The organism is Micromonospora rosaria, from assembly GCF_001567585.1.
GTDB classification, from domain to species: domain Bacteria; phylum Actinomycetota; class Actinomycetes; order Mycobacteriales; family Micromonosporaceae; genus Micromonospora; species Micromonospora rosaria.
Genome location: NZ_LRQV01000033.1, coordinates 1 through 16,587, shown reverse-complemented (window position 1 = coordinate 16,587; position 16,587 = coordinate 1). Strand labels below are relative to the sequence as shown.

Annotated in this window: 11 protein-coding genes; 5 read left to right on the top strand and 6 right to left on the bottom strand. The window is 73.0% G+C overall.

The window, feature by feature from the left end; all coding sequences use genetic code 11:
• Nucleotides 1-34: 34 nt before the first annotated feature.
• The 4 genes from AWW66_RS11765 to AWW66_RS11750 all read right to left on the bottom strand — a co-directional run bounded on the left by AWW66_RS11765 (nt 35) and on the right by AWW66_RS11750 (nt 5,832).
• Nucleotides 35-1,252 carry a multicopper oxidase domain-containing protein gene (locus tag AWW66_RS11765; protein ID WP_067364185.1) on the bottom strand — a complete coding sequence of 406 codons (1,218 nt, stop codon included), beginning with the start codon at nt 1,250-1,252 and terminating at the stop codon, nt 35-37.
• Between the two features lie 81 nt (nt 1,253-1,333).
• Entirely contained in the window at nt 1,334-3,322 is a 1,989-nt protein-coding gene (locus AWW66_RS11760) for an OmpL47-type beta-barrel domain-containing protein (protein WP_396890512.1), read from the bottom strand.
• Between the two features lie 627 nt (nt 3,323-3,949).
• Complete coding sequence (locus tag AWW66_RS11755; protein ID WP_245648185.1) at nt 3,950-4,891, bottom strand: cyclase family protein; 942 nt, start codon at nt 4,889-4,891, stop codon at nt 3,950-3,952.
• A gap of 194 nt (nt 4,892-5,085) precedes the next feature.
• Nucleotides 5,086-5,832: a hypothetical protein gene (locus AWW66_RS11750; RefSeq protein ID WP_157527395.1), complete on the bottom strand. Its 747-nt coding sequence runs from the start codon at nt 5,830-5,832 to the stop codon at nt 5,086-5,088.
• A gap of 208 nt (nt 5,833-6,040) precedes the next feature.
• Between AWW66_RS11750 and mfd the strand changes: the two genes are divergently transcribed.
• From mfd to AWW66_RS11730, 4 genes are read left to right on the top strand one after another with little or no spacing between them, the layout of a single operon-like run.
• Nucleotides 6,041-9,718 carry a transcription-repair coupling factor gene (mfd, locus tag AWW66_RS11745; protein ID WP_067364179.1) on the top strand — a complete coding sequence of 1,226 codons (3,678 nt, stop codon included), beginning with the start codon at nt 6,041-6,043 and terminating at the stop codon, nt 9,716-9,718.
• Nucleotides 9,719-9,767: 49 nt separating this feature from the next.
• Nucleotides 9,768-10,553, top strand: coding sequence for a hypothetical protein (locus AWW66_RS11740; protein WP_067364176.1), 786 nt, complete (start codon nt 9,768-9,770; stop codon nt 10,551-10,553).
• 2 nt (nt 10,554-10,555) lie between these two features.
• Nucleotides 10,556-11,533: a nucleoside triphosphate pyrophosphohydrolase gene (locus AWW66_RS11735; RefSeq protein WP_067364175.1), complete on the top strand. Its 978-nt coding sequence runs from the start codon at nt 10,556-10,558 to the stop codon at nt 11,531-11,533.
• Between the two features lie 49 nt (nt 11,534-11,582).
• Nucleotides 11,583-13,202, top strand: coding sequence for a DUF885 domain-containing protein (locus tag AWW66_RS11730; protein ID WP_067364173.1), 1,620 nt, complete (start codon nt 11,583-11,585; stop codon nt 13,200-13,202).
• Between the two features lie 143 nt (nt 13,203-13,345).
• Here the strand turns inward: AWW66_RS11730 and AWW66_RS11725 are convergent, their stop codons facing one another.
• Both AWW66_RS11725 and AWW66_RS11720 read right to left on the bottom strand, forming a co-directional pair.
• A complete protein-coding gene (locus AWW66_RS11725; RefSeq protein ID WP_083978411.1) occupies nt 13,346-14,113 on the bottom strand; it encodes an NAD(+) diphosphatase in 768 nt (255 codons plus the stop codon).
• Between the two features lie 188 nt (nt 14,114-14,301).
• Complete coding sequence (locus AWW66_RS11720) at nt 14,302-14,991, bottom strand: hypothetical protein (protein ID WP_067364168.1); 690 nt, start codon at nt 14,989-14,991, stop codon at nt 14,302-14,304.
• Nucleotides 14,992-15,199: 208 nt separating this feature from the next.
• On the opposite strand from AWW66_RS11720, the gene eno reads away from it, so the two are divergent.
• Nucleotides 15,200-16,483, top strand: a complete 1,284-nt coding sequence (gene eno, locus AWW66_RS11715; RefSeq protein ID WP_067364165.1) for a phosphopyruvate hydratase — start codon at nt 15,200-15,202, stop codon at nt 16,481-16,483.
• Nucleotides 16,484-16,587: the final 104 nt, after the last annotated feature.

Here is a 16,587-nt window from a genome sequence, read left to right as displayed (position 1 = left end):
GCTCCTTCTGTGGACGGGTGGGGGTGGTGGCAGGTCAGGAACCGGCGGGCTGGTGCGCGGTGTGGTCGGCCGCCCCGGCGACGGTGTTTCCGGCCGGTGCGTTCGCGGCACCCGCAGGGGCGCCCGACCCGGCGGCCGGCCCGTGCACGTGCGCGGGGCCGTGCCCGTTGTGCGGCGGCATCTGCCCGTTCTCGTCGAGGATGTGCAGGCTCGTCGCCATGCCCAGGTCGGAGTGGAACTGCATGTGGCAGTGCAGCATCCAGTGTCCCGGGCCGACCGCGTCGCCGGCGACGACCGTGAAGCCGAAGGAGTCACCGGGCCCGAGGGTCTTGTTGTCGATCACCGGGATCGAGTCGACAAGCGCCTTGTTGTCACCCACCACCAGGCCGGTGCGGGTGTCCGCCCAGGCGTGTCCGTGCAGGTGGAAGGTGTGCATGTCGTTGCCGATGCCGACCACGATGAACTCGACCTTCTCGCCGACCTTGGCGACCAGGCAGGTCGGGCCGGGGACCGGGTTCACCGGGTCGCAGGTGTCGACCTCCGCGCCGCGCCGCAGGTTGATGCTTTGCCGGTCGCCGAAGAAGCTGACGTAGGTGCGGTCCGGCCGGGGATCGCCCTGTCGGCGTACCACGAGCCCGCCGAAGAGCCCGGCGTTGAGGCCCTGGGTGCCGTGGGTGCCGCCGACCACGTGGTCGTGGTACCACCAGTACCCGGCGGTGCCCGGCGAGCCGGTCTTGCTGTTGCGGGGCTTGGCGAACCAGGTGTACGTGCGGGACTGGCCCGGTGCGACGTACGAGCCGGGGTTGTGCACGGTGCCGTCCGACTTCTGGGTGTACTTGACCCCGTGCACGTGCAGCGACACCCCGAGCGGGTGGTTCGGGTCGGTCCGCAGCGCCGCCAGGGTCGCCTCCGGCACCTGGTTGTGCAGGGTGAGGGCCAGGCACTCACCCTCCATCATCTCCATCGTCGGCCCCGGGTACGACGCGGTCTCGGGGGTCAGCCCGTAGCCGAGCCGGATCTGGTTGGTCGACGGGTCCCGGGGCAGCTCCACCGCGTAGAGCTGGACGGTGCGGTCCGGCGCGACGCAGCCGTCCGGCTTCTCGGCGAAGTACCCGGACTGCACGGCGAGCGCGGTGCCCGCGCTGCCCAGGGTGATCGTCGCCACGGCCACCGCCAGCAGGGTCCGCAGGCCGGCGGTTCTGGGCGGTTTCTTGGGTTCGGGTTGGCTGTCGGGAAGGTCGTCACGTTCCACGGTGGTTCCAATCGTTGCGGTCAGCCGTGGCCGGCGGCCCTGCCGGCCACGGCTGACGGGTGGTGGGAATGGCGGAGGGGGTTACGGGGTCAGGGTCGCCGCCCTGATGTTGCGGAAGCTCACGATGTCGTCGGCCCCGTGCACCTGCAGGCCGATGTAGCCCTGGGCGTTCTGCCGGCCGGCGCCGCCCGGGTCGTCCGAGCGGGGCGGGGTGAAGACCGTTCCGGGGTCGTTGACGAACTCGTTGATCAGCACGCCGTTGCGGAAGATCGAGTAGTGCTGCCCGACCACCCGGATCTCGTAGTCGTTCCAGGTGCCCTTCGGCGTGACGCCGGCCCCGTCGAGGTTGATCTGGTCGAAGCCGTAGACCGAGCCGGTCTTGTACTGGTCACCGTCGGTGCGGTCGAGGATCTGGATCTCGTGGCCGTACTTGATCGCCACCCACTCGGGCCGGGACTCCTGCGGGTGCTGGTGCACGCCGGGGAACCGGACGAAGACGCCGCTGTTGGCCCGGCCGTCGCCGGGGGCGTCGTCGCGCCACTGCAACTTCAGCGAGAAGTCGCCGTAGGTCCGGATCGGGAACCAGAGCATGCCCAGGCCGGCGACCGGCTTGCTGGTGATCGACCCGTCGGCGTTGCGGGTGAAGCCGCCCGCCCCGACGTGCTCCCACTGGTCGAACGACGCGCCCGAACGGCTCAGCAGCGACCGGTAGCCGGTCTGCTCGTCGGACTTGCCGACGTTGGAGGCGCGGGCGGAGTCGATGAGGGCCTGGCGCTCGTCCCGGTTGATCACGCCGAGGTGCATCAGGTGCCCGACGGTCGCCCGGACGTGGGTCATGAACTCGTTGTGGTTGAGCCAGATGCGCTCGCTCTGCATCAGGTTGTTGATCGTGCAGCCGCTACCCACCGGCCGGTTGGGCAGGCCGCTGTTCGTGGTGCCGAACCAGACCGTCGGCCGGGTGTCCAGCACCGGGCAGTCCGGGTTGGAGCTCCCCATGACCACGGTGAAGGTGAGCGACCCGGCCGTCGAGGTGTTGCCGGCGTTGTCGGTGGCCCGGTAGCTGAGGGTGTGCTGGCCCGGCCGGTTCACCGCGAACGGGCTGGTGTAGGTGGTGAAGGGCTGGCTGTCGAGCGAGTACTCGATGGTGGCCACGCCGGACTCGGTGTCCGAGGCGGTGATGGTGACGGTGGCCGCACCGACGTACGCGCCGTCACCGTCCCGCTCGCCACTGAGGCTCGCGTTGACGGTGGGGGCCGTGGTGTCCGGGTCCGGGGGCGCCACCACGGTGAAGTCCACCGTCCGCGTCGCCGAGGTGTTGCCGGCGACGTCGGTGGCCCGGTAGGTGACGGTGTACTCACCCGGCTCGCTGATGGTCAGCGGACCCGTGTAGGCCGAGTACGACTCCCCGTCGAGGGAGTACTCGATGCTCTCCACACCGGACTCGGCGTCGCTGGCGGTCAGGGTGACCGTGGCCGCGCCGACGTACGCCCCGGAGCTGTTCTGCTGGCCGGCGAGGGCGGCGTTCACCGTCGGCGGGGTGGTGTCCTCCTCGTCGTCGCCGGTGACCACCAGCAGGCCGGCCATCAGGCCGTGCCCGGGGATCGCGCAGAAGTAGCGGTACGTGCCGGGGGTGAGGACGACGTCCACCGTCCACCGGCCGCCGTTGGCGTCGAAGGGGTCGGCCAGGATGTTGACGTCGACGTCCTGGTTGTACCTCGGGTCACCGGTCTCGAAGGTCAGCGTGTGCTGCATGCCGCTGGTGTTGCCGGTCGCGGCGCTGTTCTCGAAGACCAGCGTCGCCGGGCCGGCCACCGCCGTGGTGGGCGCGGTCGTGTAGGTGGTGACGTCGTTGCCCGCCGTCCAGGTGAGCACCTGCTCCTGCTGCTGCTGTTTCTCGGTGCTCTCGCGGGCACCCACCGGTACGGCGTTCAGCGCGGAGGTGACCAGCAGGGTGGCGACCAGGGTGAGCGCGGCGAGCGGGCGTCGGAGCCGGCTGGCGGACGGTGTCGGGGGACGGGGCTGGCGGCGTCTGGTGCCGTGCCCGAGCGAGCGGAATGGCATGTCCGGCATACCTTTCATCAAGGTCCTTGTCAGACTTGTCGGGCATGCCAATGGCTGGTTCCACCGGCATGCCGGATGGCGGAAAGGGTGATGGGCGCGCGGCAGCCCGGCCTGACCCACGCTCAGGCGGCCGGGTGGCGACGAGGGCCACGCGGCACCGGAAGGTGGGCCGGCTCGCTGAGGCGAAACCGAACGGTGTGAGGCGAGGGTGGTGGTGTGAGGCGAGGCGGTGGTGTGAGGCGGAACGGTTGGCGGTGGCGGGCGGAGGCCGCGTGCGGCTTACCGCGCCGGAGGGCGGGTTGAGTCGGGTGGTCCGGGGGCATGGCGCGTGCCGTCGCGCCGGATCGAATGCGACTGTCGTGGCTCCGAAGCGGGGTTACCACGCCGTCGGAGCGACCGTGGCCGTAGGCGTGAGGCTCGCCCCGTTGCCACGTCCCGTGAGATAACCGCGCCGCCGGTTACCTCTGTGAAACAACTGTGTGCCGTGACCCTAACGGACTTGCCATCGAGCTGTCCATATCTTTCGACGAGGCGGGCGAGACTTTTATCCGGGAGAACGAAAGTGACGAGTTCCGGCTACTGAGGTCTTGTGGCAGGACTGTCCACTGAGCCCGCTACGGGGGTCGTTACGCCTGCTCAGGAGGACACGACCGCGAAGGCGCGGACCGGGAAGGTGCCCATGCCGGCGACCATCGGCGGGGCGGCTGTGAACCGAAAACCCTCCGGAGGAAGCGCCGCCAGCCCCGTCAGGTGCTCCACGATGGGCACTCCGGCCGCCAGTAGCGTGCTGTGCGCGGGACGGGTGCCGGGCGCGGCCGGCCGCATGTCGTCGATGTTGACCGCGTCGATCCCGACCAGTGCGGCCCCCGCCTCGACCAGCCACCGGGCCCCCTCCCCGGTCAGGTACGGCGCCTCCGGCGCGGAGTACCCCTCGGTGCCGAAGTGGACGTCCCAGCCGGTGTGCAGCAGCACCGCCCGACCGGCCACCTCGTACGGGGCGAGCATCAACCGGTCGACCGCCCGGGTGCCGGCGGGAACCCGCACCACCACCCCGGGCAGGTCGGCGAGCCGCTCCAGCCCGACACCCGACAGGTCCGACCCGTCGGCGTACCGGTGCGCCGGGGTGTCCAGATAGGTGCCGGTGTTGGCGATCATGTCGATCCGTCCGACGTGGAACTCCGTGCCGGGGGCGTACCGACTGCGCGAGTCCTCCCGGGACAGCCAGTCGGTGATCCGGGGCGCCGGCCAGTCCAGCAGGGTGGTCATCCCGTCCCGGACGACGTGACTCAGCTCCACGTACCGTCGGCCCGTCCCGCCGTCGGGGGCGACACCCCGGCCGCCCTTGTGCGCCTCTTGGATGACGGTCGCGTTGGTGATCCGTACCTCGGCCACCATCAGCAGCCCGAGGTGCCGGACGAAGAGCGCGGCCAGCTCGGCGTCGTCGATCCCCGGCCCGGGGATGTCCAGCCGGAAGCCCTCGGTCCGCAACCCGCCCCCGTTGGCGAAGGAGACCTCCGCGTCGAACCGCGCCCGCCACTGCTCGACGACCCCGTGGCCCCGCACCCGCTCCTCAGTCACCGTGGCATCGTCACCCACCACCCCACCCCCGTCCACCCCCGCCCCGCCCACCCGCCCCGTTCCGGCTGGGGCGGCCGGGCGAGGTACTGCATGCGAGCCGCATACCCCCCAGGTATATTTATTCCTGGGGGGTATGCCTCGCCAACGCGGTATCGCTTCTGGCCCCGACACGCCGAATCGCGGCGGTGGCAGGGTCAGGTGATGGGGCAGCGGCCGGCGCTGTAGTGGGCGACGGCGGCCATGATCTCGGCCTCCGGCTTGTCCGCGAAGTTGAGGGTGGCCACCAGGCCGGAGCCGTAGAAGGCGCTGAGCAGGCCGCTGTCCAGCGCGGTGAAGACGCCCAGGTTCTGCACCATCCGGGGATCGTGGGGCTGGACGACCAGCATCTTCTCCAGGCTCCACCGGCGGCGGGAGACCTGCGCGACGGCCTCCCACGGCAGCCAGACCGCCTGGCCCCGGGTCGGCCGGCTGCGGATCCACACCCCGGCCGGACTGAGCGCCAGGATCGGGCCGCCGGAGGCGATCAGCCAGAGCTGGAAGCCCAGCGGCAGGGCGATCAGGAGCAACAGGCAGCCGAGCATGCCGAGCACGGGGAGGACGGGACTGCCGTCACTGCCCTGCGTGATGCCGAGGCCGGCGCAGCAGACGATCGGGGTGAGCAGCGCCAGCATGACGCCGCCCATGACCCCGCCCCGTTTCGCGACACTGGGACGGACCACGAACGGCTGGTCCTCCGGGATCCGCTTGGTCACCGGTGTCGCCGGGGGCGGCGGATAGGCCGACGGCGGCGGTGCCCCGTACCCGGGCTGCGGCTGGCCGGGCTGACCCGGGTACCCGGGCTGCGGTGTGCCGTACTGGGGCGGGTGGCCGGGCTGCTGGTGGCCGTACGGGTGCTGCGGCGGCTGGCCGGGTGACGGGGGGCCGGGCGGGGGGTAGCTCACCGGAGATGCTCCAACTGCTGGTCGGACAGGGGAAGATCAGGGTACGAGGCGCGCGTCACGGCGTGTTCGCACAGATCTCGGCAGCGGAGATACCCTGGCGGAGGTACCCCTGGTCCGTCGCGGACGCGGGGCCTTCGTCGTGTGCCGGGGCGGGTGGGACGCCCCCGGTCACCGGCGCCTGTCCGCACCGAATCTCCTGGAAGAGGCTATGACGACGCTCGCCGGACTGCTCGCCGCCGCCCTCGGTGACCCGGCCCTGGCCCGGGTCCGTGACCTGGCCCGCTCCGGGGCGGCACAGGCCGACGGGCTCGACGTGACCGCACCCGCGGCGCTGCGCCCGTTCGCGGCGGCCGTCGTCGCCGCCGACGCCGCCGGAACCGGTGCGACCAGCGGGGCCGGTGGGACCAGCGGGGCTGGTGGGGCCGGGCGGCCGGTGCTCGCGGTGACCGCGACCAGCCGGGAGGCCGACGACCTGGCCGCCGCGTTGGGCTGCCTGCTCCCGGCCGAGCAGGTGGCGGTCTTCCCGTCCTGGGAGACGCTGCCGCACGAGCGGCTCTCGCCGCGCTCGGACACGGTCGGCCGGCGGCTGGCCGTGCTGCGCCGGCTGGCCCACCCGGACGCCGCCGACGCACGTGGCCGGACCGGCCCGCTGCGGGTGGTGGTGGCACCGGTGCGGTCGCTGCTGCAACCGCAGCTCAAGGGGCTCGGCGACCTGGTGCCGGTGCAGCTCGCCGCCGGGGCGGAGGCCGACCTGGAGGCGGTCGCCCGCCGGTTGACCGACCTGGCGTACGCCCGGGTCGACCTGGTCACCAAGCGGGGCGAGTTCGCGGTACGCGGCGGCATCCTGGACGTCTTCCCGCCGACCGACGAGCACCCGTCCCGGGTCGAGTTCTGGGGCGACGAGGTGGAGGAGATCCGCACCTTCGCCGTCGCCGACCAGCGCACCATCGAGGCGGTACCGGGGCTGTGGGCCCCGCCCTGCCGGGAGTTGCTGCTCACCCCGGCGGTCCGCCAGCGCGCCGCCGACCTGGCGTCTCGGCACCCGGAGCTGGCCGAGATCTGCGACAAGCTGGCCGAGGGCATCCCGGTCGAGGGGATGGAGTCGCTGGCCCCGGCCCTGGTCGGCGCCGACTCGCTGGAGCTGCTGCTGGACACCATGCCGGCCGGTACCCACGTGCTGCTGTGCGACCCCGAGCGGATCCGGACCCGGGCGCACGACCTGGTCCGTACCTCGGACGAGTTCCTCCAGGCGAGCTGGGCCGCCGCCGCCGTCGGCGGCCAGGCCCCGGTGGACCTCGGCGCCGCCGCCTTCAAGACCCTGGCGGAGGTCCGCGCCACCGCCGCGACGCTGCGTCAGCCCTGGTGGACGTTGTCGCCGTTCGGGCTGGTGGACGGGGAGGCCGCCCCGGTCCGGCAGCCCTGGGAGGACGAGCCCGACGTCACCGACGTCACCCCGGACGACGCGATCGCCGTCGCTCTCGCCGCCCAGCCCGCCCCGCTCTACCACGGGGAGGCCCCGCGCCTGGTCGACGACCTGAAGCGCTGGGCCGGCGAGGGCTGGTCGATCGCGCTGGTCTTCGAGGGGCACGGTCCCGCCCAGCGGGCCGTCGAGGTGCTCCGCGACGCCGGCCTCGGCGCCCGCCTGGTCGAGCGGGTGCCGGCCGCCCCCGCCCCCGGCGAGCTGCTGGTCACCTGCGGCTCGCTGCGCCAGGGCTTCGTCGACGAGGCGTCCCGGTTCGCGCTGCTCACCTCCGACGACATCACCGGCGGGCGGGGCACCTCGACCCGGGACATGCGCAAGATGCCCAGCCGGCGGCGCAACACCATCGACCCGCTGGAGCTGCGGGCCGGCGACTTCGTCGTGCACGAGCAGCACGGCATCGGGCGCTACGTCGAGCTGGTGCAGCGCACGGTCAACGGCGCGAGCCGGGAGTACCTGGTCATCGAGTACGCCGCCAGCAAGCGCGGCCAGCCCGGCGACCGGCTCTTCGTCCCCACCGACCAGCTCGACCAGCTCTCCCGGTACGTCGGCGGGGAGCAGCCGACGCTGCACAAGATGGGCGGCGCGGACTGGCAGAAGTCCAAGGCGCGGGCCCGCAAGGCGGTCCGGGAGATCGCCGCCCAGCTCATCCAGCTCTACGCCGCCCGCAAGGCCTCCAAGGGGCACTCCTTCGCCCCGGACACCCCGTGGCAGCGGGAGCTGGAGGACGCCTTCCCCTGGCAGGAGACCCCCGACCAGCTCGCCGCGATCGAGGAGGTCAAGCGGGACATGGAGCAGACCGTCCCGATGGACCGCCTGATCTGCGGCGACGTCGGGTACGGCAAGACCGAGATCGCGGTCCGGGCGGCCTTCAAGGCGGTGCAGGACGGCAAGCAGGTGGCGGTGCTGGTGCCCACCACCCTGCTGGTGCAGCAGCACTACAACACGTTCGCCGAGCGGATGAGCCAGTTCCCGGTGACCGTCCGGCAGCTCTCCCGGTTCCAGACGCCGAAGGAGGCCGAGCGGACCATGGAGATGGTCGCCGACGGCACCGTGGACATCGTCATCGGCACCCACCGGCTGCTGGCGGCGGCGACCCGGTTCAAGTCCCTCGGCCTGGTGATCATCGACGAGGAGCAGCGCTTCGGCGTCGAGCACAAGGAACACCTGAAGACCCTGCGCGCCTCCGTCGACGTGCTCGCCATGTCGGCCACCCCGATCCCCCGCACGCTGGAGATGGCGATCACCGGCATCCGGGAGATGTCCACCATCGCCACCCCGCCGGAGGAGCGGCACCCGGTGCTGACCTCCGTCGGGGCGTACGACGAGCGGCAGGTGGCCGCCGCCGTGCACCGGGAGCTGCTCCGCGACGGCCAGGTGTTCTACCTGCACAACCGGGTCGAGTCGATCGACCGGGCGGCCCGGCGGCTGCGGGAGCTGGTGCCCGAGGCCCGGGTCGCGGTGGCGCACGGCCAGATGGGCGAGGAGGCCCTGGAGAAGGTGATGGTCGGCTTCTGGGAGAAGGAGTTCGACGTCCTGGTCTGCACCACGATCGTGGAGTCCGGCATCGACATCCCGAACGCCAACACCCTGATCGTGGAGCGGGCCGACCTGCTCGGCCTGGCCCAGTTGCACCAGATCCGGGGCCGGGTCGGCCGGGGCCGGGAGCGGGCGTACGCGTACTTCCTGTACCCGCCGGAGAAGCCGCTCACCGAGCACGCCCACGAGCGGCTGGCCACCATCGCCCAGCACACCGAACTCGGCGCCGGCATGTACGTGGCGATGAAGGACCTGGAGATCCGGGGCGCCGGCAACCTGCTCGGCGGGGAGCAGTCCGGGCACATCGAGGGCGTCGGCTTCGACCTGTACGTCCGGATGGTCGGCGAGGCGGTGCAGGCGTTCAAGGGCGAGCGCCCCGAGGAGGAAATCGATGTCAAGATCGACCTTCCGATCGACGCGCACCTGCCGCACGACTACGTCGGGGTGGAGCGGCTGCGCCTGGAGATGTACCGCAAGCTCGCCGAGGCCCGCGACGACGACCGGCTGCGCGAGGTGGTCGCCGAGATGACCGACCGGTACGGCGAGCCGCCCGCCCCGGTGCAGAACCTGGTCGCGGTGGCCCGGTTCCGGCTGCTGGCCCGCCGGTACGGCCTCACCGACGTCAGCATGCAGGGCAAGCACCTGCGGTTCAGCCCGCTGCCGCTGCCCGACTCGAAGCAGTTGCGGCTCAAGCGGTACCACCCGGACTCGGTCTACAAGCAGGCCACCGACCAGGTCAGCGTGCCGCGCCCGAGCACCCGCCGGGTCGGCGGGGAGCCGCTGCGCGACCAGGCCCTGCTGGAGTGGTGCGGCCAACTCCTCGCCGACGTGCTCGGCGCCCCCACCCCGGCCGGGGCCCGGACATGACCCCCTGGCTGGGAAAGGACCCCTTCCGGGATGTGAGAGAGTGATGCGCATGCGTGTTCGTCGTCTCATCGCCGCTGCCAGCGTCGCGGCCATCGGTGTCCTGTCCGTCGCCGGGTGCGGCAATGCCTCGCCGGACGTCGCCGCGTACGTCGGTGACACCCGGTACTCCGTCGACCGGGTGGACGAGGTCTTCGACGACGCCCAGACCAAGTACAGCGCGGTGATCCGCCAGCAGGGCGAGGAGACCGGGGTGACCCCGGCGCCCGAGCAGCTCCGGGCGGACCTCACCCGGCAGGACGTCATCGACCTGCTGGTCAGCATCGAGCTGGGCAAGCGGGTGGCCGAGGCGCAGAACGTGCAGGTGGCCAACGAGATCACCCCGGACCAGCTCGCGGCGCAGCTGCGGATGCCGCCGACCGCCGAGTACGCCCGGCTGTGGAGCGAGTGGCTGAACATCTCCGGCTCGCTCAGCGCCGCGCTGCCGCCGGCCGAGCTGAGCGACGCCTCGGTGATGGCGGTGTACAAGGCGATCGAGAAGACCGGCGCGATCCAGGCCGGGCTGTCGGTGGCCGAGGTGCGCCAGGCGTTCGGCCAGGGCGCCTTCGTCCGCCAGGCCAGCGCGCTCAGCGCCGCCCTCACCGAGGAGGCCGAGCGGGCCGGCACGACGATCAACCCGCGCTACCGCCCGGTCGGCGTCCCGTCGGTGGTCAGCACCGGCCAGTCGCTGGTCTTCTACTCGCTGCCGTACATCGACCGGACCGGCCCGGTGACCGACATCTCCAGCCCCAGGCCGGCCGCCGAGGAGCACACCCCCGACGACGGTCACGGGCACTGAGGGTGACCCGACGCATCGTCCTGCTGGTCACCTCGCCCCGGCTCCCGGCCGGTCTGCTGACCGCGTCCGCCTGGGACGTGGTACGCGGCAACCCGGTGCTGACCGGCGCGGAGAGCGCGCTGGCCACGGCCGTGCGCGCGGCGGGCGGCGAGGTCACCGTGGTCGAGGCCGGGGCGACCCGGGCGCTGCTCGACGCGGTGACCGCGCACGGCACGGTGGTCTGGCTGGCCGGCCCGGCCGGGGACGAGTCCCTGGCCCGGGAGCTGGGCCTGCGGCTGGCCCGGGAGCCCGGCCTGGCCGAGCTGGAGCTGATGTACGGCTCCTGGGACCCGCCCGGGGCCCGGCTGCTCGACGCGGTCGAGGTGATGGACCGGCTCGCCTCGCCCGGCGGTGACCCGTGGAAGCGGGCGCAGACCCACCGCAGCCTCGCCGGGTTCCTGCTGGAGGAGTGCTACGAGGCGTACGACGCGATCAGCGCCGACGACACCGACGCGCTCCGCGAGGAACTGGGCGACGTGCTGCTCCAGGTGCTGCTGCACGCCCGCCTCGCCGAGGACCTGCCCGAGGGCGCCCGGTGGAGCGTGGACGACGTGGCCGGGACCCTGGTGGACAAGATGGTCCGGCGCAACCCGCACGTCTTCTCCGGGGCCGAGGCCGGCACCCTGGAGGAGATCGAGGCGAGCTGGGAGAAGATCAAGCAGGCGGAGAAGTCCCGCGCCTCGGTGCTGGACGGCATCGCCCTGAGCCAGCCCGCCCTGGCCCTGGCCGCGAAGATCCTGGACCGGGCCGGCCGGGTCGGCCTGGCCGTGCCGCCGCCACCGGCCGACGCGCAGACCGGGCCGGAGGACCGCCTCGGCGCCGACCTGCTGGCCACGGTCACCGCCGCCCGCGAGGCCGGCCTCGACCCCGAGGCCGCCCTGCGCCGCGCCACCCTGGCGTACGCCGACCGCGTCCGCGCCGCCGAACACTCCACCCGCTGACCCACTCACCCCCACCCCCGGGGGTGAGTGGGCGGTAGGGTGCCGGGACATGGAGTCGTTCGTGCCCCTCGCGGAACGGATCGTCGACGCGCTGCTGGAGAGCCGGCCCGGCCTCGCCACGTTGGCCGGGGACCACCGGTACGACGACCGGCTGCCGGACCTCGGGGTCGACGCGGTCGCCGCCGACCGGGCGATGCTCACCGACGCCTCCCACGCGCTCTCCGAACTGGACCCGGACGCCCTCGACGTCACCGAGCAGGTCGACCACGCGCTGCTCACCGCGCTGGTCGACCGGGAGCTGTTCGAGTCCACCGAGATCCGGGCCCACGAGTGGGACCCGCTGGCGCACAACCCGGGCCCGCTCCTGCACGCCCTGCTCGCCCGCCCGTACGCGCCGGCCGAGGTGCGGCTGACCGCCCTCGCCGGCCGGCTGGCCGCCGTACCCGACGCCCTGGCGACCGCGCGGGCCACCCTGGGTGAGCTGCCCCGGATCCACGCCGAGACGGCGGTCGGGCAGTTCACCGGCACGGCGGCGCTGATCCGCGACGAGGTGCCGGGGCTGCTCGCCGAGGTGCCCGCGCTGCACGACCGGGTCGAGCCCGCCGCCACCGCCGCGATCGCCGCGCTGGAGGAGTTCGTGGCCTGGCTGCGGATCGGGCTGGCCGCCGACGCCGGCCCGGGGCGGGACCCCCGGCTGGGGCGGCGGCGCTGGGAGGCTCGGCTCTGGCACACCCTCGACACCGAACTGGGCGCGGCGGAGATACAACGCCGGGCGTGGGCGAACCTGGACCGGGTCACCGAGGAGATCCGCGCGGCGGCGGTGGAGCTGGTCGGCGGGCCGGCCGACGACGAGACGGTCCGTCGGGCGCTGGACCTGCTCGCCGCCGAGCACCCCGACGACCACACCGTCGTCGAGCTGGCCTCGGTCACCATGGACGAGACGACCGACTTCGTCCGGGCCCACGACCTGGTCAGCCTGGTCGACGACCGGTGCGTGATCCAGGAGATGCCCGACTTCGCCCGGGGCGTCGCGGTGGCGTACTGCGACGCGCCCGGCCCGCTGGAGACGGCGCGAATCCCTACCTTCTACTGCATCTCGCCCACCCCGGCCGGGTGGCCGGCGAGCCGGGTCGAGTCGTTCTACCGCGAGTACAACGACCACATGATCCGGAACCTGACCGTGCACGAGGCGATGCCCGGCCACTTCCTCCAGCTCGCCCACGCCCGCCGGTACGCCGGCCCGACCCGGGTCCGTGCGGTCACCCGTTCCGGCGTCTTCGTCGAGGGCTGGGCGGTGCACGCCGAGGAGGTCATGGTCGAGCGCGGCTTCGGCGGCCTGCCGGTCCGGCTCCAGCAGTTGAAGATGCAGCTCCGGATGACCATCAACGCCCTGCTCGACCAGCTCGTGCACTGCGACGGGCTGCCCGAGTCGGAGGCGATGGCGCTGATGACCGGGCGCGGCTTCCAGGAGGAGGGGGAGGCGGTCGGCAAGTGGCGCCGGTCGCTGCTCACCTCCACCCAGCTCTCCACCTACTTCGTCGGCTACACCGAGATGGCGGAGATCGCCCGGTCCCGTCCGGACGGGGTGTCGGTGCGGCAGTGGCACGACGAGATGCTGGCCCACGACTGCCCCCCACCCCGCCACCTCCGCACCCTCCTGGGGGTGTAAGGAAGGGCCCCCTCTTAACGCTTTCGGTAGAGGAAGGGCCCCCTGTTAACACCTCGGCCCGGCGCGACGGGCCCCGGCAGCGAGCGGCGCGGGCGTCCGGGCGAGCGAGGGCGGGGCGTCAGGACGGGCGGGTGGCGCGGGGGTCAGGACGGGCGGGCGGCGCGGGTAACCGTGGCGTCGATCAGCCAGCGGGAGATCGAGTACGCCGGTGGCAACGCCTCCGGCAGGGCGTCCAGCGGGAACCAGCGGGCCTCGACCAGCTCCCGGCCGTCCACGACCGGCTCGGCGGCGGGGTCGGTGACGGGGACGGTGAACCCGGCGAGGGTCACGCCCGGCCCGGACATCGCCCACGGCTGGCTGCCGAAGTAGACCGGCTCGCCGACGTCCAGCCCGACCTCCTCGGCGACCTCCCGGCGTACCGCCGCCTCCAGCGACTCGCCGACCTCGACGTACCCGGCGACCAGGGCCCACACCCGGGTCGGCCCGTACGCGTGCCGGACCAGCAGCAGGTCGGCCACCGCCCCGGCCACGCCGGGTCGGACGACCGCCGCCACCACGGCGGGGGAGAGCTGCATCGGCAGGTACCGGTCGCAGTCGGGGCAGCGGCGGGCCGCCTCCCCGGGTACGTCGGTCAGTTCGGTGCGGCAGGACCCGCAGTACGTGTGCGCCGCCCGCCAGGTGACGACCTGCAGGGCCCGCCCGGCGAGCGCGGCCAGCGGCTCGGGCACCTCGGCGGCGTACGCCCGCCAGTCGAGCCAGCGACCGGGGAGGCCCTCGGTGGACGCCACCGCCGTACCCCAGACCGGTACGCCGTCGAGGGTGCCCAGCGGCAGCCAGGCGGTGTCGGCGGGGAGCCCGGCCACCCGGGGGATCTCACCCGCCGGGCCGGTCAGGAACTCACGGCCGGCCATCACCACGGCCGGGTGCTCCGGCGCCGGTGACCCGGGGCATCCGGCACCCGGCACGAACCGCCCCGTCCCGAACCGGCCGCCCCCGGTGCCCGTCCCGGCACCGGTCCCGGCGTCGGCCGTAAGGTCGGCCGCAGTGCCGGGCGCGGGATCGGCCGCAGTGTGGGTCGCGGGGTCGGGACGGGGACCGGTCACGAATCCGCCGGGCGGCGGTCCACCACGCCCGCCCCGGCCGGCACCTCGAACGCGGCCTGGTCGACCGTGGTGGTGTACCGGGTCAGGGCCAGCTCGACGGTCGTGCCGTCCACCGCGCCGCTGAAGCTGCCGAGCACCCCGGCGCTGGTGACGCAGGCGCTGAACGGGTCGGGCACCTGGGAGACGGCCACGCAGGTGGCGTGGTGGCCGGCGAGGGTGGTGTCGCTCTGCTCGATGACCGCGGCCGGCTCCAGGGCGGCGGCGGTGAGCAGCCCGACCACGACCGGCGGGGTGACCAGGCCGCGTCGCTTGGCCTCGGTGAAGACCGCCACCGTCGGCTTGCCGGTGGTCGGGGGCGCGGCGACCGTGCAGACCGGCCGGCCCTCGGCGGTCTCGCACTCGGTGGTCGCCTCCTTGGTGACGGTGAGCTTCCCACCCGGGTACGTGTACGCGGAGCGGGCCGGCTTCTGCTCCTGGGCGATCGAGGCGGCCTCGCCCCCGGCGAGCCGGTACTCGGCCGTGTAGGTCAGTTCCATCGCCTGGTCCATCCGGGCGGCGACGTCGTTGACGAGGTCGGAGCGCCCGAGTACGCGGCCGGCGTCGTCGAGTGTCTGGCAGCCGGTGACGGTGAGCAACGCGGTGACCGAGATGGCGAGCACACGGAGAGTAGTCGTGGCGGCGGGCATGGCGCCCAGCCTTGTCGATCAGGTCCACCAGGCGCAAACTGGTTGCCCGGTTGGGCCACGAGAATTCGGGAATGTCCGTCCTCGCCGACGGGTACCGGGTGTCGCCGGAGCGTTCAGCGGCGCCCGATACGCTGCGTTCATCAGCCCACCTCCGGCGCATACCCGGCGCGGCGGAACCGCGCCGGTACCACAGGAACGAGGAGCGACAGTGGCAACCATCGAAGCAATCGTCGCCCGGGAGATTCTCGACTCCCGTGGCAACCCGACTGTCGAGGTCGAGGTCGGGCTCGACGATGGCACGATCGCCCGCGCCGCGGTGCCGTCCGGCGCCTCCACGGGCGCCTTCGAGGCGGTCGAGCTGCGCGACGGTGACACCGACCGCTACCTGGGCAAGGGTGTCGAGAAGGCGGTCCAGAACATCGAGGACCGGATCGTCGACCAGCTCATCGGGTACGAGGCCAGCGAGCAGCGGCTGATCGACCAGCGGATGCTGGACATCGACGGCAGCGACAACAAGGGCGAGCTGGGCGCGAACGCCGTCCTGGGCGTCTCCCTGGCCGTGGCGAAGGCCGCCGCCAGCAGCGCCGACCTGAGCCTCTTCCGGTACCTGGGCGGGCCCAACGCCCACCTGCTGCCGGTGCCGATGATGAACATCCTCAACGGTGGGGCGCACGCCGACACCAACGTCGACGTGCAGGAGTTCATGATCGCTCCGATCGGCGCGCCGACCTTCCGGGAGGCGCTGCGTTCCGGCGCCGAGGTGTACCACGCGCTGAAGTCGGTGCTGAAGAAGAAGGGCCTCTCCACCGGGCTCGGCGACGAGGGCGGTTTCGCCCCCGACCTGCCGACCAACGCGGCGGCGCTGGACCTGATCGCCGAGGCCGTCGAGAAGGCCGGCTACCGGGTCGGCACCGACATCGTCTTCGCCCTCGACGTGGCCGCCACGGAGTTCTTCGCCGACGGCACCTACACCTTCGAGGGCACGGCGAAGACCGCCGACGAGATGAGCGCGTACTACATGAAGCTCGCCGACGACTACCCGATCGTGTCGATCGAGGACCCGCTCGCCGAGGACGACTGGAGCGGCTGGCAGGGCCTGACCGCCTCGGTCGGCGCCCGGATCCAGGTCGTCGGCGACGACCTGTTCGTCACCAACCCGCAGCGGATTGCCCGGGGCGTCGCGGAGGGTGCCGCCAACGCCGTCCTGGTGAAGGTGAACCAGATCGGCTCGCTGACCGAGACCCTGGACGCGGTCGACCTGGCGCACCGGGCCGGGTTCCGGTGCATGATGAGCCACCGGTCCGGCGAGACCGAGGACACCACGATCGCCGACCTGGCGGTGGCCACCGGCTGCGGCCAGATCAAGACCGGCGCGCCGGCCCGCTCGGACCGGGTGGCCAAGTACAACCAGCTCCTGCGCATCGAGGAGGAGCTGGGCGACGCGGCGCGGTACGCCGGGGTGGGTGCCTTCCCGCGCTACCGTTCCGCCTGAGACGGCGAGGCTCCGGGGGAGGGGTGTGATGCAGCAGCGGCGCACACCGGGCGGTGCCCGTCCGGTCCGCCGGCCCACCGGCCGTCCGGGTGGGGCCCGGGGCG